This window comes from Microbacterium salsuginis, assembly GCF_012524205.1.
In the GTDB taxonomy this organism is placed as follows: Bacteria; Actinomycetota; Actinomycetes; order Actinomycetales; family Microbacteriaceae; genus Microbacterium; species Microbacterium salsuginis.
Genome location: NZ_JABACI010000003.1, coordinates 184,214 through 201,778, shown reverse-complemented (window position 1 = coordinate 201,778; position 17,565 = coordinate 184,214). Strand labels below are relative to the sequence as shown.

The following is a 17,565-nucleotide window of genomic DNA, read 5'->3' as shown; positions in this document are numbered from 1 at the left end:
GGACGGGGACGGAGGGGACGGATGCCGCGGCTCAGCCGCCGGTCATCGTGCGGGCGATCTGGGTCGCGGAGTCGCCGGCGCGCTTGAGCACGAGGGCCACGAGCGCCAGCGCCACGAGCGTCAGCAGCAGCATGATCGTCGACACGGCGGCGATCTCGGGGCGCAGGCCGGACCGCACCGCTGACAGCACGTACACCGGCCACGGTGTCGTGCCCGACACCTGTACGAACGCTGCCACGATCGTGTTGTCGAGGCTCAGGGTGAAGGCGAGCAGGAACCCGGCCAGCACGGCGGGCATCGCGAGAGCCAGCGTGATCCGCCGGAACGTCGTGATCGGCTTGGCGTACAGATCGGCGGATGCCTCTTCGAGGTTGGCGTCCTGACCCACCAGTCGCGCCCGCACGATGTACGAGACCACCGCCGTCGCGAACAGCGACGAGCCGACCGACAGGCGCACGATGCCGTCGTTGAACATGCCGACGCCGAAATCCTGTCCGAGCAGGACGAAGAAGGGCAGGAGCGCGACGGCGTCGACGATCTCAGGCGTGACCGAGACCAGCAGCAGCAGGCTGAGGAACCACCACACCCACTTGCCGGGGTACCGAGCCATCGCGATGCCGGCGAGCGTGCCCAGCACGGTCGCGATGATCGCCGCGATGAAGGCGGTGATCATCGAGACGCGCACGGCGTTCTGGATGGCGGGCTTCTCGATGATCGTGCGGAAGGCGTCGAAGCCGAACCCGTCCCACGAGACCAGCAGGCGTCCCGTGTTGAACGAGTAGATGACGATCACGATGATCGGCAGGAACAGGAAGAGCATCACCAGGACGCCCCAGACCGTGAACGCGACGTCCGACCACGACCGATGGGCGCGGCCCCGGCGGGGCGCGCCACCGGCTCCCGAAGGACCCGTGGCAGTCGGGCGTGCGCGCAGGATCGTCTCGGTCTGCGTCATGGCTTCGGGGGGAGTCATGAGGTCACCTCCGCAGGGGTCGTGGCGGGGGCATCCGTCTTCGCGGGAACCGCAGGCCCGAGCACGAGGCGATTCTGCGCACGGAACGGCAGTGTCACGAGCCAGATCAGCGCCGCGGCGACGCCGATCGTCAGCATGATGACGAGCATCAGGAGCACCGCCATCGCAGAACCCAGGGCCCAGTTCTGGGCGGTCTGGAACTGGCTCGCGACGAGCTGGCCCACCATGTTGCCCTTGGCGCCACCGAGGACGGTGGCGGTGATGTAGTCGCCCATCAGCGGGATGAACACCAGGAGCACGCCGGCGATGATGCCCGGCCGTGACAGCGGCAGCGTGACGCGGAAGAAGGTCGCGAGCTTGCCTGCACCGAGGTCTTTCGACGCCTCGCGGAGGGCGGGGCCGACGCGGTCGAACGCGACGAACAGCGGCAGGATCATGAGCGGCAGGTAGTTGTAGACCACGCCGATGACGACCGCGGTCCGCGTGTAGAGCAGGTCGAGCGGTCCGTCGAGCACGCCGATGCCCTGCAGCAGCGACGACAGCCAGCCCTCGGGCGCCATGATCACCTGCCAGCCGATCGTGCGGACCAGGAAGTTGGTCCAGAACGGCACGAGCACGAGCGCGATGAGGATGCCCCGGCGCTGCGGCTTCACCTTGAACGCCATCCAGTACGCCACCGGAGCGCCGATGAGGAAGCACAGCACCGTGCCGATGATGCCGACCCACAGCGTGTTCTGGAACGTCGAGAAGAACGTCGGCGAGAACGCCTCGACGTACCTGTCGAACGACAGGATGTCGTTCGCGTGCGTGCCGAACACTCCGGGCTTGTAGCCGAAGCTGAACCACACCACCATCGCCACGGGGGCGACGAAGAACAGGAGGAGCCACGCCCACGCGGGAATCGCGAGCGCGGCCCCGGCCGAGCGGTTACGCACCAGCGGCGGCCTTCATCTCGTTCCAGATCTCCACGCGCACGGTCTGCGAATCGTTGAGCTCCTGCTCGTGCATCGTCTCGAGCTGCTCGGGCGTGAAGAAGATGAGCTCGGGCAGCGCCAGGCCCGCGTCGGCGGCGGCGCCCTCCATGTCTTTGCCGCCGACGTTGTAGCCGATGTAGTCGAGGTTCAGGTAGAGGTTCTCGGGCGTCATCGAGAAGTTGATGAACGCGTGCGCGGCCTCGGGATGCGGCGCGCCCTCGGCGATCGCCCAGTTGTCCATCCACAGCTCGGTCTGCGGGCCGGGCAGCACCCACTGCCAGCGCTCGGGCTCACTGGACTCCATGAGCCCGAGGCGCGCGTCGCCGTTCCACGACTGCATGAGCGTCTGCGTGCCCTGGGGGATGGCGTTCGTGCCGGGGTACGAGTCGAAGGCCGAGATGTGCGGGGCGATCGTCTCCACCAGGAACTGGCGGCACGCCTCGAGCTCGTCGGGGTCCTCGGTGTTCCAGTCCATGTCGTTCGCCCAGAAGTAGGCGCCGATGATGCCGGCGGGATCATCCGACATCGACGTGCTTCCGCTGGCCTCATTCTGCGCGGCGTCGAAGAAGTCGCCCCACGTCGCGAGCTCCCGGGTGATGACGTTCTTGTCGTAGACGAAGCCGGTGGTGCCCCACGCCTTGCACACGGAGTAGTCGTTATCGGGGTCCCACGCGCGGCCGAGGTAGGCCGGGTCCATGTTGGACAGGTTGGGCAGCAGGTCCTTGTTGAACTTCGTCAGGAGGCCGTTCTCGATCATCTGCGGGATGAAGACGCCCGTCGGCACGACGATGTCGTAGCCGGAGGTGCCCTTCGCGGCGACCAGCTTGGCGATGAGCTCCTCGTTCGACGAATACGAGTCGAGCGTGACCTTCGGCCCGAGGTCGGCGGTGAACGCCGAGACGACGTCGGGGGAGTCGTAGTCGCCCCACGTGTAGATCGAGAGGTTGCCCTCGAGGTCGCCGCCGGTCGCCTGCGGCGCGGGCGACCCTCCGCCGCCCGGCGAGCAGGCTGCCAGAACGGTCGCGCCACCGGCGAGTGCCGCGAGGCTGAGGAAGCGCCGACGCGACAGTTCGCGGAGGATCACCGGCGCGGCGGCCTCGGAGGCGAGGATGCGAAGAGGGCTGCGGGAGTGGGTCATCGGTGTCTCCTGGGTTCGGGTCGGGAGCCGGTGAGGCGGGTGACGGTGGTCGATGCGGTTCGGTGGATGAAGCAGGGATCCGGATGCCGCGAGCCGCGGCATCCGCTCGCTCACAGTGTGGGCGGGGGGACGTAACCGCCCTCCTGCGCGGCGTCGTCGGCGGGGAAGAGCAGCACATGGTGGGCGGCCCAGCTGCACACCACGGCGTCGCCCACTTCGAGCACCGGGGCGTCCGGTGTCGGTCGGCGCACGATGAGACTCTGGTCGTCGCCCAGGCGCACGAGGTACTGCATGGTGTCGCCGAGGTGCGAGATGCCGATCAGGTCGCCGCGGGTCGTGTTCGCCTCGCCGGGGGGTGCCGACGGGTCATCCTTGTCGATCCGGATGTACTCCGGCCGTACCGCCGCCTCGCCGAGGTTCGTGGTCGTCAGCACCGGTGCGGCAGCACGCACCAGCGCGTGCGGCGACGTGATCGCCGCGCCCGCCTCGGCCACGGCGCCGCGGAAGAAGTTCTGCTGGCCGACGAAGGCGGCGACGTACGCCGACGCAGGACGTGCGTACACGGTGTCGGCGTCGGCGAGCTGCTCGATGCGGCCCGCGCGCATGATCGCGATCCGGTCGCTCATCGACAGCGCCTCGCCCTGATCGTGCGTCACGAAGACGAACGTGATTCCCAGACGCGACTGCAGCAGCTTCACCTCGAGCTGCATCTCTTCCCGCAGCTGGCGGTCCAGCGCGCCGAGGGGCTCGTCGAGCAGCAGCACGGCCGGGCGGTTCACGAGTGCGCGGGCCAGCGCGATGCGCTGCTGCTGACCGCCCGAGAGCTGGGTGGGCTTGCGGTCGCCGAATCGCCGCATCTGCACCAGGTCGAGCGCCTGCGTCACGCGGTCGCGCACCTCGGATTTGGGCGTGCGGCGCTGCTGCAGTCCGTACGCCACGTTCTCGGCGACCGACAGATGCGGGAACAGCGCGTACGCCTGGAACACCGTGTTGACGTCACGGCGATAGGGCGGGATGCCGCGTACCGGGCGACCCGAGATGCGGATGTCTCCGGCATCCGGCTGCTCGAAACCGGCGATCATGCGCAGCGTCGTCGTCTTGCCGCATCCCGAAGGCCCGAGCAGTGAGATGAACTCGCCTGGCTGGATCGTGAGAGACAGATCGTCGACGGCCGCCTGGTCCCCGTAGAGCTTGGTGATCCCCGACAGCACCACGCCGCCGCGCTGATCCTCGCCCTCGCTCGAGCCGGAGCTGATGGTCGGAGCGCTCTCCGCGTCGGTCGCCGTGCCTGTGGACATCGTCACCTCGTGGGGTCCTCCTGGTCACCGTCGCGCGACGGTGCGCGATCGGGTCGAATGTGTGAGGTATTCAATAGCGCGCGGGGCCGGCGCCGCAATGCGGCGCGAGGCGAACCGGACGATCCGCGGCCTGCACTGGGGCCCGCCGACAGATCGTCCGGAGTTGTGTAACGGTCAGGAAACCGCGGCGTTTCGGGCTGGACACGACGACCGGCAGCGGATGCCGCGGCCAGCTGCGACAGATCGTCCGTTGCCCCGTTCACCTTGCCCTCCTTCGGGTCCGGCAGGCTCGTGCGCCTGCGGCTGTACAGGCGCGGCGTTCAGGTCAGCGCTGGCAGTCCGGACACCAGAACACGATGCGCTCGCGGGTCGGATCGGCACCGAGCGACCCGCCCCGGATGGCTGTGCCGCACCGGCGGCACGGCCTTCCCTCGCGACGGTACACCCACGTCGACCGGCCGGGCCGGCTGTCGCCGGTGAAGGTGCGACCGGGGCGGTCACGGTTGGCGCGGATCATGCGCGCACCGACGTCGACGAGGGCCGCGGCATCCGTCTGCGATGCAGGCGTCGTGGGCAGCACCCCGCGCACGAAGAGGATCTCGTTGACGTATTCGTTGCCGAATCCGGCGATGTTGCGCTGATCCTGGAGCGCGACATGGACGGGGCGAGGATCTGCGGCGAGCCGCCGCGCCGCCTCGGCCGCGTCCCACGAGTCGGCGAGCGGATCGGGGCCGAGGTACCCGACGAGGGTGTCTTCGTCCGTGGTGGGAACGACGGCGATGTCGGCCAGGTCGAAGCCGACGGTCTCCCACTCCGTGCCGTCGGGCGCCGTCGCGCCGATCACCGCCCGCGCCTTGAACGCCCGAGCCCGCCAGCGCTCGCCGCGCCGGTAGACGTGCCACTCGCCCTCCATCTTCAGATGCGAGTGCAGCGTGTACGCGCCGATGCGATGCAGGATGTGCTTTCCGCGCGGCACGACCTCGTGCACGATCTGGCCGCGCAGATCGATCGTCGCTGCCTGCGGCACGCGCAGCTCGAACCGGGTCACCGTGGCCCCGTGGAGCGCCCGGTCGAGCTTCAGCGCGGCACGGTAGACACTGTCTCCCTCAGGCACAGATCCGCTCCAGCCCTCGCGGGCGCAGAATCGGAGGTTCTGCGCGACACGCCGGCGGGGCCGCGTGGCGCGCGGCGGGCCGCCGATGTTCTCCGATTCTCTGCATGGTTTCAGGCACGCGCGCCCTGGCGGAGCGCGTCGCCGGCCGTCAACCGGCGGAGCGTGAGACCGCGGGGCGACTCCACGAATCCCGCATCCCGCAGCGACCGACCGACCGCTGTGCCGTATACGAACGCGCCGTTGACCTGTTCGATCGTCAGAGTGTCGAGCCGACGCGTCCGCGCCGTCGCGACGAGTTCGCGGGCTGCGGCCTCGAGCACCGGCTCGGCGTCGGTGAACGCGAGGGCCGACTTGCCGCCGCGCTCGAGGTACAGCGTCAGCGCACCGTCGACGAGCACCACGAGCGCCCCCGCCTTGCGGCCGGGCCGATGCCCGATGCCCTCGAGGGGCGGCCAGGCCAGCGCGGCACCGTAGGCGTTCGCGGGGTCGGTGGCGGCGAGGGCGACGGCCCGCAGCGGCGGCGGGTCGGCCACGGCGGCGAATTCGCGCAGCCTGTCGACGGTCGCGGATGCCGCGAACTGCGCCGCGCCGAGCTTCTCGATGACGTAGCCGCGTCGGCAGTGACCGGCCTCTTCGAAGCCCGCGAGCACGCGGTATGTCTGCGCGAAACCGCCCGGCACGCCTTCGGCCTGCACCGCGCCGCGGGTGACGACACCGTACCGATCGAGCAGCAGGCTCGCCGTCGCCGTGGCTCGCAGCGCCGCGTCCGGCTCGGGGGAGGGAAGCATCGACCACCGGCCCCCGATCGAGGGCGGACGTGGGGGGACGGATGCCGCGACCGCTCGCGTGGCTGCTCCCCGGTACATCCGGGCCCGCGGCGCGCGCCGGCTGACCCGGTGCGCCTGCGACCCTCCCGAAACGAGCGTGCGGACCGGGGCGAACGTGTCGTTGGTCACGCGCCCGGCCCACGTGAGGCGCCACAGCGCCTCGATCACCGACTGCTCGTTCTCGGCGCCGGTGAGCTGCCGCAACTGTGCGGCGAAGAAGGCGCCGCCGCCTGAGCCAGCACCGTCGAGCACGGCGAGCACCTGCGCGTCGAGCGATCCCGGCGCGGGCTCGTCCGCCTCGTCGGGCGGAGCGAGCGTGAGCGGCAGGGCGTCGGCGGGATGCAGCGCGATCCAGCCGTCCCGGCCGGGCAGGCTCCCGTGCCCCGACCACACCACCTCGCCGGTCGCGGTGAGCTCGTCGAGCATGCTGGAGGTGTAGTCGGCCACGCGTGCGGGCAGGATCAGCGACTCCCACGCACTGGCGGGGATCGGCACGCCCGCGAGCTGCTCGACGACGGCGGCGACCCCGTCGATGCCTTCGAGCGGTCGGGTCGCGTGCTGCCACACGGGGAGGAAGCGCGCGTACGCGTCGGGCGGGACCGGCTCGACGCTGCCGCGGATCGCCGCGAGCGACCGCATCCGCAGCCGCCGCAGCACCTCGGCGTCGCACCACTCGAGATCGTCCGAGCCGGCGCGTGTGTCGGCCGAGGCCTCGGGGGGCCCGAGGAGAGACGCGGAGCCGGTCGGCGGAGCCGACCCTTCAGGAAGGTAGTAGCCGCTGCTCACGCGGCCCTGCGACTCGAGGCGCTGCAGGGTATGACGAGCGACGGCCACGCCGATGCCCAGGCGATCCGCCGCGGCATCCGCTGTGAACGGTCCATGGGTGCGGGCGAACCGCGCCACGAGGTCGCCGAGCGGATCGGCGAGGGGCTCGAGGAACGCCGTGGGAATGCCCACGGGGAGTGCGACCCCGAGTCCGTCGCGGAGTCGCCCGGAGTCCTCGATCGCGGCCACGCGCGCCTGGCCGGCGATCGTCACGGGGACGGCCCGACGCGCCGTGACGAGTTCCTCGAGCAGAGCGGTCGCCTCCGCCTCGGTGGCGTGCTCGGCCCCGTCGACCGGGGGGTCCAGCCGTGCGGCGACCTCGGCCGCATCGAGCGGGCCGAGGAGTCGCAGCAGATCGGCGACGCCCTCGACGCCGCGGACGCGGCGCTCGGGGTCGAGGCGCTGGACCTCGCGCTCGAACTGCGCGATGACGGCGGGGTCGAGCAGTTCACGCATCTCGACCTTGCCGAGAAGCTCGCTCAGCAGCGCCGGGTCGACGGAGAGGGCAGCGGCCCGGCGCTCCGCGAGAGGTGAGTCCCCCTCGTACATGAACGCGCCGACATATCCGAAGAGCAGGTCGCGCGCGAACGGCGACGGCTGCGCGGGCTCGGTCTCGACCAGCCGGATGCGACGGTCCCCGATGCTGCGGGCGATGCGCAGCAGCGACGGCACGTCGTACACGTCCTGGAGCACCTCGCGCAGGGTCTCGAGGATGATCGGGAAGGTGGGGTAGCGCCGTGCGACCTCGAGCAGCTGCGCCGATCGCTGCCGCTGCTGCCACAGCGGCGTGCGTTTGCCGGGATTCCGCCGGGGCATGAGGAGCGCGCGGGCGGCGCACTCACGGAACCGCGACGCGAAGAGGGCGGAGCCGCCGACCTCCTCCGTGACGATCTGCTCGAGCTCGTCGGGGTCGAAGACGAACAGCTCCGCGCCCGGCGGCTCGGCCGTGGCATCCGGAATCCGCGCGATGATGCCGTCATCGCTCGCGACCGCCGACCCCTCGACGCCGAGCCGTTCGCGGATGCGGGCGTTGACGGCCAGCGCCCACGGCGCATGCACCTGCATGCCGTACGGGGAATGGAGAATCACGCGCCAGTCGCCGACCTCGTCGCGCCCGCGTTCGACGGTGAGCTGTCGGTCGGTCGGCAGCGTGCCGGTCGCCTCGCGCTGCTCCGCGAGGTAGGCGAGCAGGTTGCCCTGCGCATTGTCGTCGAGCCCCGCGTCGCGCAGGCGAGACTCGGCCTTCTCGGGTGCCGCCGTGGACACCTCACGCGAGAACTTGCCGAGCGCCTCGCCGAGCTCTGCCGGCCTGCCGATCCCGTCGCCGTGCCAGAACGGCACCTTTCCGGGCTGCCCGAAAGCCGGCAGAACGTTGACCCGATCGTGCGTGATCTCGACGATGCGCCAGCTGGTCGTGCCGAGTGTGAAGACGTCGTTCACGCGCGACTCGTAGACCATCTCTTCGTCGAGCTCGCCGACGCGGGCGTTCTGCGACTCGCCCGCCACGAAGACGCCGAACAGGCCGCGGTCCGGGATGGTCCCGCCGCTGGTGACGGCGATGCGCTGCGCCCCGGGGCGGCCCGTGAGCACACCGAGGTCGCGGTCCCACACCACCCGCGGGCGCAGCTCGGCGAACTCGTCCGACGGGAACCTGCCCGCGAGCAGGTCGAGCGTGGCCTCGTACGCCGACCGCGGCAGCGACCGGAACGGCGCACTGCGCTTGAGCGTGTCGTACCAGTCCTCGACGTCGACCGGAGCGATGGAGGCCGCGGCCACGGTGTGCTGGGCGAGGATGTCGAGCGGGTTCTGGGGAACCGCGATGGCCTCGATCTGCCCGGCGAGCATGCGCTCGGTGACGATGGCGGTGTGCAGCACATCGCCGCGGTGCTTCGGGAAGAGCGCGGCCCGGCTGACCTCGCCGACCTGGTGTCCGGCGCGTCCGATGCGCTGCAGGCCCGATGCGGCGCTCGGCGGTGCCTCGACCTGGATCACGAGATCGACCGCACCCATGTCGATGCCGAGCTCGAGGCTCGACGTCGCGACCACGCACCGCAGGATGCCCGATTTGAGCTCTTCCTCCACCTGGGAGCGCTGCTCCTTCGAGACCGAGCCGTGGTGCGCTTTGGCCAGCACCGGTTCTGCACCCGCCGTCGCACCGGCCTGGGCCATCATGGCCGCGGGCACAGTGGCGTCGGGCAGATCCAGGCCGAGGCGCTCGGAGTAGATCTCGTTCAGCCGGCCGGTGAGCCGCTCGGCGAGTCGACGCGAGTTGCAGAAGACGATGGTCGATCGATGCTGCAGGATGCGGTCGACGATGGCCTCTTCGACGTGCGGCCACACCGACCCGGTCATCTCGGTCTCACCCGCACCGCTCGCGCGTGGGCCCCCGGAGCCGTCGGCGAACCAGTCCTCGTCGACGGCCTCGGCCGAGGCATCCGCGTCGCCGTCCGCGCTCGTCCACGCGCTGGGCGGGGGCGGCGGGTTCAGCATGTCGTCGATCGGCACGACGACCTTCATGTCGAACGCCTTGCTCGCCCGCGGCGCCACGATCTCGACCGGCTCCGCCCCGCCGAGGAACCGCGCCACCTCGTCGATGGGGCGCACCGTCGCCGACAGGCCGATGCGCTGCGCGGGCGCCGCCTCGGGCGAGAACGAGCGCCGGAGTGCGTCCAGCCGCTCGAGGCTGACCGCGAGGTGCGCCCCGCGCTTGGTGGCTGCGACGGCGTGGACCTCGTCGACGATCACCGTGTGCACATCGCGCAGGGTCTCGCCGGCCTGGCTCGTCAGCATGAGGTACAGCGACTCCGGCGTCGTGATGAGGATGTCGGGCGGTGCTGTGACCAGCTTGCGGCGGTCGCTCGAGGTGGTGTCGCCGGACCGGACGCCGACGGTCACCTCGGGCACCGTCACGCCGAGGCGCCGGGCGGACTGGCCGATGCCCACCAGGGGCGAGCGCAGGTTGCGCTCGACGTCGACGCCGAGGGCTTTGAGCGGCGAGATGTAGAGGATCCGGGTCGCCGAGGGCGGCGTCGCGCCGCGAGCCCGGCTTCTCGGAGACGCAGCCGGCGCCACCGCCTTCTCGTGGAAGACGCGGTCGATCGCCCACAGGAACGCCGACAGGGTCTTGCCCGACCCGGTCGGGGCGACCACGAGCGCGTGCTTGCCGGCCGAGATCGCCTCCCACGCGCCGATCTGCGCGCTCGTCGGAGCGGCGAAGGCGCCGCGGAACCAGTCCTGCGTGGCAGGACCGAACCGCTCGAGGACGTCGCTCACCCCTCCATCTTCGTCGCGATCTCCGACATGGGGCCAGAGACTGCGGGAAGCCCGTCCCGTAAACTCGCCTCGCGTGTGTCCCCCCGCACACGGTCGCCCCCGAGGAGCGTCATGGAGCCGATGTCCTCGAGCGGGTCGGAGACGCCGACGCCGCTCACCGATACCGCCGGGCCTGCCCGCCTCGCCGCCCCTTTCGACGCAGTCCTCATCCGTATGCGCTCGCGCCGCGTGCAGACGTTCGCGCTCGGAGCCCTCGTCGGTGCGCTCGGCCTGTCGCTCGTCGTCGTCGTGACGACGATCTTCGCGGCGGCCCAGCAGTCGCCGTCCCCGCTCCCCGCCGCGCCGGCAACCGAGATGCGATCGACGCCGAGTCCCGCTCCCACCCTGACGCGCTCCCCGCCCCCGACCGTGGATGCGGGCGAGGAGACGACGGATGCCGCGCCCGACGACGGTCGCGTCGAGCCGGGCGCGAGCGAGCCCGTCATCGAGCCCGCCCCCGCGCCGAGTCAGATCCAGTCGCCGCCGGCGGCCGTTGAGCCCGACGCCCCGGGTCGAAGCGGAAGTGCACCGGGCAAGACCAAGGAGCCCAAGAACCCGTGACCGCGTCCGACCGCGCTCAGCGCTCGGGCGGGACCACGATCCACAGCAGGATGTAGGCCCACAGCGACAGCCCGAAGAACACCACCGCGACGATCGCGAGGATGCGGACGAGCGCGACGCTCCAGCCGAATCTGTTGGCGACCGCCAGGCATACGCCCGCGATCCACCTGCCCCGCTGGGGCCGTACGAGTTGGTTCATGCATCCATCCTCCCGCCCGGCGGCCTCGGGCGCACGGGGGAAGGCCCCCGAGACCGCGCGGGGGCAGCGGCATCCGAGAGGCACGGGTGGCCCGACGGTCCCCACGGCCGCCGCGCGGCGTCCCCACGGCCCCTCCACTCGCCGCTGGCGCGTCGAGCGGAGCCTCCGGCCGCGTGGGCCCAGGTGCGTCGAGCGGAGCCTCAGGCAGCGCAGGCCATGCCGCGGCCCGCGGTCATCGCTCGGTCAACGTGCCCTCCCGGTCGAGCTCGAGCACCAGGTCGACGCCGATGCGCTCCAGGAACGCGTCGTCGTGGCTGACGACGAGCACCGCGCCCCGATAGGCCGCGAGAGCGTCGACGAGCTGCGCGACCGTGTCGAGGTCGAGGTTGTTCGTCGGCTCGTCGAAGACCAGCAGCTGCGGTGGCGGGTCGGCCAGGAGCAGCCGAGCGAGTGCCACCCGGAAGCGCTCGCCGCCCGACAGCGTCGACACGGGCCTGTCGACGGCGGCCCCTCGGATGAGGAATCGCGCGAGCCGGTTGCGCAGCTCGACGGTGCCCACGCCCGGCGCGGCGGCGGCGATGTTCTCGAGCACCGAGGCGGACTCGTCGAGGCCGTCCACACGTTGCGGCAGGTACCCGACACGGTCGGTGTGAGCCTCCGCCCGTTCGCAATTCAGTCTGCGCGAACCGAACTCGCCAACGTCCCCCGTGATTCCGGGGTTCACTCCGCCGTCCGCCGGCGCCGGGACTGAATTCCGGACTCCGCCGAGCGATGAATAGACCAGCCGCTCCAGCAGCGTGGTCTTGCCGGCGCCGTTGGGCCCGATGAGAGCCACGCGCTCCGGACCCTGGATGGTCCACGACCGCTCGCCGTCGCCGAGCGTGGCGATCCGGCGACCCGCGGGCACGCCGGGGTCGGGCAGGTCGATCTTGACCTTGTTGTCATCGCGCACCCGCCTCTCGGCGGCGTCCAGTGCGGCGCGGGCATTCGCCTCGCGGTCGGCCTTCTCCCCTCGGAGCTTGCCGGCCGACACCTGGGCCGCCATCTTGCGCCCGCCCGCGATGATCTTCGGCACGCGCTTCTCGAGTTGCGCCTTGCGGCCCATCGCTGCTCGGCGCGACAGCGTGGTCTCGGCCTCGATGCGCTCGCGCTTCTCGCGGCGCAGCGCCGCCGCGGCCGTGGTCTCGGCCTGGCGGGCCGCATCCTGCTCGGCCTGCAGCCACGCCTGCCACTCCGAGTAGGGGCCGCCGAACACCGAGAGCTCGTTGTCGTAGAGCTCGGCGGTGTCGTCCATGAGTTCGAGCAGGGCGATGTCGTGGCTCACCACGACGAGAGCCCCGCGCCACGAGCGCACCATGTCGTACAGTCGCGCCCGCGCTTCGCGGTCGAGGTTGTTGGTCGGCTCGTCGAGCAGCGTGATGGGAGCACTCTGCTGATCCGCGCTGCACAGCCGGATGCCGGCGATCGCCGTGAGCACCGCTTCGCCCCCTGACAGCTGGCCGACGCTGCGGTCGAGCATGTCGGGCGCCAGCCCCGCTTCGGCCAGGGCTGCGTGCGACCGGGCCTCGATGTCCCAGTCGCTGCCGACCGCGTCGAAGTGACGCGGGTCGGCGTCGCCGGACTCGATGGCGCGCAAGGCGCGAAGCGTCGCACCGACGCCGAGCAGGTCGGCCACGGGTCGCGTGACGTCGAGCGTCAGCCGCTGCGGCAGGTACGAGGCATCCGCCGTCGTGACGATGCTCCCCGCCGTCGGCGAGAGCTCGCCGGCGATCAGGCGCAGCAGCGTCGACTTGCCGGAGCCGTTGCGGCCGACCAGGCCGGTGCGGCCGGTGCCGAAGGAGCCCGAGACGTCGGACAGTGCGGTGGTGCCGTCGGGCCACGAGAACGTGACCCGGTCGAGAAGGATGGCAGGGGTCAAGGTGTGTGCAGGCATGTGGGCCTCCTGTGTCAGTCATGCGCTGACACCGAGGCCGCGGGTGCCCGGATGCTCCGGCGCTCGAAAGCGCGGGGCCACAGGAAGGCGGCAGATCGACGGTCAGCGCGGAATCGGATGCGCTGACGTCGAGAGTCGACGGAGCAGCGCGATTACAGCGCGGTCGCGTCGATGAGCTTCAACGGATTTCCTCACGTCGGGAACAAAGCCGAGAGACACCATAGCGGATGCCGTCGGCCGATGTCTCCACGTTCGCTCAATCGGCTGCGGATCCGACGTCGGCCAGCCGCTTCTCGAGGAACACCCGCACGTCGGCGAGCTCCTGCTCCGACACGCTGTGCGTGAGCCCCGGATACACGCGACCGCTCAGCTCGACGTGGCGTGGAAGCCACTCGGTGGTGTGCTCCACCAGGAAGGGAGGGATCACGTCGTCGTGGGTGCCGCGGCCCCAGAACACCGGCGGCCGCACCTCGGCCAGCTCGGCGTCCCGCGGCAGGGCTCCGGGCGTCGCGTAGCCCGAGAGGTTGACGGCGAACGCGAACCGGTGCGGGTCCAGGCGCATCGCCTGCAGCGACACCGCACCGCCCTGCGAGAATCCGAGGAGGCCGACGGCCGGATGTGTCGCCCCCGGGCCTTCGCCGAGGCGGCCGGCCACGGCATCCGTCCATGCCAGCAGCCGGTGCGCCGACGCCGTCACGTGGACGGGGTCGCGGCTCTCGAGCCCGTCGATCGCGTACCACGAGTAGCCGGGCGTCGGGAACGGCGGCGCGAGCGGCGCCCGCACCGCGGCGATGACGAACTCCTCCGGCAGGTGCGGCACCAGGCCGAAGAGGTCTCGCTCGTCGGAGCCGTAGCCGTGGAGCAGCACCAGGAGGGGCCTGCCGGCGCGGTCCCCGGCGTCGGCCGACCACAGGACGGTGTCGGAATCCAGGGGCTGGTGGGAACTCACCACTCCATCCTGCCCCGCCCGACGAGCGCGAGGGGGTCAGATCTTGATCGGGAAGGTGAGGAGGATGCCGATCGCCACGACCATGACCACGAGCGCGAGCCCGAGCAGCACGCGGCCGATCCACGTCCTGATGTCGCGCTGCGACATCGCCGTCAGGAACAAGACGAGCGCGAACAGCACCGTCAGCAGCGAATAGTTGTCGCCGCGCTGGTTGCTCTCGAGCGCCTCCGCGAACTTCGCGTCGGCGCGGTCGTTGAGCTCGGCGGCCTCGACCTCGCCGGGCGGCAAATACTCTTCGCGCACGAACGGGCCGTTGTCGTGCATCCCGTCGGCCTGCCACGCGTCGAAGGCGGTCGTGAGATGCGGGCTGAAGCGGTCCTGGACGTACTGAGCGAGCTCGGTGTCGCCGTCCGCCGTCGCGAGCACCCACTGCGCGTAGACCGTGAGGTCGAACTGCTGCGCCGCTCGCGCCTCTCCTTCCGCGCTCGCCGCCTGGATCCGTGCCGACGATGCCTGACTGAAGGAGATGGACATCTCGCCGCCCCACTTCGACGACTCGAAGCCGCACCACGCGGTGAGCACCGCCGTGATCGACAGCACGAAGACGCCGACGATGTCCTGGATGCGGCTGAGCCGCGTCTGCGGGGGATACTCCGACATGGCGCTCCTCTGAGATCTGTGGGTCAGCGTACCGATCGGCGCCGGTTTGCACGCGGGAATCGGTGGTGCGTCGGGGCGAGGAGGGTATACAGGAGTCATGTCCGTCAGAACTCCCGACCCCGAACCCTCCGGTGACGAGCCGTTCGGCCCGCCGTCGGGCAACGTCTCGAACCCGGCGTGGCTGAGCGACATCGAGCTCGAGGAGGCCCGCCGGCGCCTTCCCATGCTCTACGTCGAGGCGGTCCCCGTCCGCACCGACGGCATGGGGCAGGTCATCGAGGTGGGCATCCTGCTGCGGGCGACGCCGCTCGGCGAGATCACCCGCACGATCGTGTCGGGGCGCGTGCGCTACGCCGAGACGGTGCGCGACGCGCTGTTCCGGCATCTCGAGAACGACCTCGGACCGATGGCCTTTCCGCTGCTGCCCACGCAGCCGACCCCGTTCACGGTCGCGGAGTACTTCCCCATGCCCGGTGTCAGCGCGTTCCACGACGATCGCCAGCACGCCGTCTCGCTCGCGTTCGTCGTGCCCGTCACGGGCACCTGCGAGCCGCGTCAGGACGCGCTCGAGGTGACGTGGATGTCGCCCGACGAAGCGGCATCCGACGCGCTCTCGGCCGAGATGGAAGGCGGCCGCGGCACGCTGATCCGCATGGCGCTGGCCAGCGTCGGCGCGCTGCGCTGACGGAACGGATTCCCCGGTCCGCGGCATCCGTCCATCCGCCGGATCGGGGGCTCTAGGCTCGACCCGTGAGCATCGAGCCCCTCTCCTTCCCCACGGATGCGGCCGGGTGGGCCGCCTTCGCCACTGAGCGCCCTGCCGAGCGGATCGCGCGCGTCCACGAGGTCGATGCGCGGTTGAAGTCCGGGTCGGTGATCTCGGCACGGGAGCGGCTGGCCCTCTGGAACGATGCCGAGATCGCGCTGCAGCAGGCGCTCAGCGAGGCGTACGTGCTCAGTGAGGCGCACCCCGACGCGGCGGTGCGCGAGCTCGCCGAGACGCAGGTGCAGGCGGTCGAGTCGCTCACGTCGCAGCGACTGCTCGACCGCGACCTGTGGGCAGCGTTCTCGGAGGCATCCGGGGACGGTCTTGATCCGGACGAGACGCGGCTGCTTGCGCACCTGCTGCGCGATTTCCGCCGCGGCGGAGTGCACCTCGAAGCCACCGAGCGCGAGCGCGCGCGGTGGCTCGCCGACCGTGACACCGAGCTCTCGCTCACCTTCTCACGCAACATCCGCGACGGCCGCCGTGAGATCACCGTGCCGCGTTCCGGGCTGGCCGGCATGCCGCAGGACTTCGTCGACGCGCATCCTGCCGATGAGAACGGCATGGTGACGCTGTCGACCGACTACCCCGACCTGATGCCCGTCCGCGAGTACGCGACGGATCGCGCCACCCGGCACGCGCTCGTCGGCGCGTACAACGACCTGGCGTGGCCCGAGAACGAGCCGGTGCTCGCCGAGCTGCTCGCGGTGCGCGCCGAGCGGGCGGCGCTGCTGGGCTACGCGGACTGGGCGGATTTCGAGACCGAGACGCGCATGATCGGCAGCGGAGCCGAGATCCGGACGTTCCTGGCACGGCTGGACGAGGCATCCCTCGCCGCCGCAGAGGCGGAGTACGCGGTCCTCGTCGAGCGGCTGCAGCGCGACGTGCCGACCGCCGATGTCGTCACGATCGCCGACTTCTGGCACCTGCTCAGCACCATCAAGGCCGAGCGGTTCGACGTCGACCCGCAGCTGGTGCGCTCGTACTTCCCGTTCGATCGGGTGCTGCCGGGCGTCCTGGATGTGACCGGACGGCTGATGCAGGTCGAGTACCAGCCGGTCGATGCCGACGCGTGGCACGACGACGTGCGGTCGTACGACGTGGTGCGGGACGGCGTGAGGCTCGGCCGCATCCATCTGGATCTGCACCCGCGGGAAGGCAAGTTCAGTCACGCTGCCTGCTTCCCGATCGCGCCGGGAATCGCGGACCGGGTTCTTCCCGAGGCTGCCCTGCTGTGCAACTTCTCGCGAGGACTGCTCGAGCACGACCAGGTGGTGACGTTCTTCCACGAGTTCGGTCACCTGGTGCATGAGATCCTCGGCGGCCGCCAGCGCTTCGCCCGATTCGCGGGCGTTCAGGCGGAGTGGGACTTCGTCGAGGCGCCGAGCCAGCTGCTGGAGGAGTGGGCGTGGGATCCCGAGGTGCTCGCGTCGTTCACCGCGAACGCCGACGGTCACCCCATCCCGGCGGATCTCGTGCGCAGGATGCGCACAGCCGACGCCTTCGGGCGCGCTCTCGAGGTGCGACGGCAGCTGGGCCACGCGAACGTCTCGTACGAGCTGCACATCCACCGTCCGGCCGACCTGCAGGCCGAGGTCGAGCGGCTCTACGCCTCCACCAGCCCGGTGCAGCCTCTGCCGGGGCTGCACCCGTACGCGGGATTCGGGCACCTCACGGGGTACGGAGCCTGCTACTACACGTATCAGTGGAGTCTCGTGATCGCTCGCGACCTGCTCACCGGTTTCGCAGGCGGACTGATGAACGAGACGGATGCCTCCCGCTATCGGCACCTGGTGCTCGAGCCCGGTGGGTCACAGGACGCGAAGGACCTCGTCGAGGCGTTCCTCGGCCGCCCGTACTCGTTCGAGGCGTACCAGGAGTGGCTGGGCGAGGCGAGTACCGAAGTCGCTGTTCCCCGCACCTAGACGGGGAGGGTATTGTTCGACTACCCCGGATGCGCAGTCATCCCCACGACACAGCCCCCCGGTGTCGTCGAGGGCGATGTGATCTTCCGCGGTTCTCGCTGCCGTCGTACC

Annotated in this window: 13 protein-coding genes; 3 read left to right on the top strand and 10 right to left on the bottom strand. The window is 70.9% G+C overall.

What is annotated here, in order from left to right; genetic code table 11:
• Positions 1-31: 31 nt before the first annotated feature.
• The 6 genes from HF576_RS11370 to HF576_RS11345 all read right to left on the bottom strand — a co-directional run bounded on the left by HF576_RS11370 (position 32) and on the right by HF576_RS11345 (position 10,422).
• Entirely contained in the window at positions 32-973 is a 942-nt protein-coding gene (locus HF576_RS11370; protein ID WP_168912940.1) for an ABC transporter permease, read from the bottom strand.
• Positions 970-1,908 (bottom strand): ABC transporter permease subunit, encoded by a 939-nt coding sequence (locus HF576_RS11365; RefSeq protein WP_168912939.1) that lies wholly within the window; start codon positions 1,906-1,908, stop codon positions 970-972. The genes HF576_RS11370 and HF576_RS11365 overlap by 4 nt, the downstream gene beginning before the upstream one ends.
• The gene (locus HF576_RS11360) at positions 1,901-3,085 is read right to left on the bottom strand and encodes an ABC transporter substrate-binding protein (protein ID WP_168912938.1); all 1,185 of its coding nucleotides are present in this window, start codon (positions 3,083-3,085) and stop codon (positions 1,901-1,903) included. Before HF576_RS11360 ends, HF576_RS11365 begins: the two co-directional genes overlap by 8 nt.
• Positions 3,086-3,195: 110 nt before the next feature.
• Positions 3,196-4,383 (bottom strand): ABC transporter ATP-binding protein, encoded by a 1,188-nt coding sequence (locus HF576_RS11355; RefSeq protein ID WP_168912937.1) that lies wholly within the window; start codon positions 4,381-4,383, stop codon positions 3,196-3,198.
• Positions 4,384-4,708: 325 nt separating this feature from the next.
• A complete protein-coding gene (locus HF576_RS11350) occupies positions 4,709-5,497 on the bottom strand; it encodes an Fpg/Nei family DNA glycosylase (protein WP_168912936.1) in 789 nt (262 codons plus the stop codon).
• Positions 5,498-5,607: 110 nt separating this feature from the next.
• The gene (locus tag HF576_RS11345; RefSeq protein WP_168912935.1) at positions 5,608-10,422 is read right to left on the bottom strand and encodes an ATP-dependent helicase; all 4,815 of its coding nucleotides are present in this window, start codon (positions 10,420-10,422) and stop codon (positions 5,608-5,610) included.
• A gap of 111 nt (positions 10,423-10,533) precedes the next feature.
• Here HF576_RS11345 and HF576_RS11340 point away from each other — a divergent pair, with 111 nt between their 5' ends.
• Positions 10,534-11,022: a hypothetical protein gene (locus HF576_RS11340; RefSeq protein ID WP_168912934.1), complete on the top strand. Its 489-nt coding sequence runs from the start codon at positions 10,534-10,536 to the stop codon at positions 11,020-11,022.
• A 16-nt stretch (positions 11,023-11,038) separates the two neighbouring features.
• Here the strand turns inward: HF576_RS11340 and HF576_RS11335 are convergent, their stop codons facing one another.
• From HF576_RS11335 to HF576_RS11320, 4 genes are all read right to left on the bottom strand, one after another.
• Positions 11,039-11,221, bottom strand: a complete 183-nt coding sequence (locus HF576_RS11335) for a PspC domain-containing protein (protein ID WP_168912933.1) — start codon at positions 11,219-11,221, stop codon at positions 11,039-11,041.
• Positions 11,222-11,453: 232 nt separating this feature from the next.
• A complete protein-coding gene (locus HF576_RS11330) occupies positions 11,454-13,154 on the bottom strand; it encodes an ABC-F family ATP-binding cassette domain-containing protein (protein ID WP_168912932.1) in 1,701 nt (566 codons plus the stop codon).
• Between the two features lie 256 nt (positions 13,155-13,410).
• Positions 13,411-14,103: an alpha/beta hydrolase-fold protein gene (locus HF576_RS11325; RefSeq protein WP_168912931.1), complete on the bottom strand. Its 693-nt coding sequence runs from the start codon at positions 14,101-14,103 to the stop codon at positions 13,411-13,413.
• 36 nt (positions 14,104-14,139) lie between these two features.
• The gene (locus HF576_RS11320) at positions 14,140-14,763 is read right to left on the bottom strand and encodes a hypothetical protein (protein ID WP_168912930.1); all 624 of its coding nucleotides are present in this window, start codon (positions 14,761-14,763) and stop codon (positions 14,140-14,142) included.
• Positions 14,764-14,860: 97 nt separating this feature from the next.
• Between HF576_RS11320 and HF576_RS11315 the strand changes: the two genes are divergently transcribed.
• Together HF576_RS11315 and HF576_RS11310 are read left to right on the top strand one after the other, a co-directional pair.
• Positions 14,861-15,448 (top strand): NUDIX hydrolase family protein, encoded by a 588-nt coding sequence (locus HF576_RS11315; RefSeq protein ID WP_168912929.1) that lies wholly within the window; start codon positions 14,861-14,863, stop codon positions 15,446-15,448.
• Positions 15,449-15,513: 65 nt separating this feature from the next.
• The gene (locus HF576_RS11310; protein WP_168912928.1) at positions 15,514-17,454 is read left to right on the top strand and encodes a M3 family metallopeptidase; all 1,941 of its coding nucleotides are present in this window, start codon (positions 15,514-15,516) and stop codon (positions 17,452-17,454) included.
• Positions 17,455-17,565: the final 111 nt, after the last annotated feature.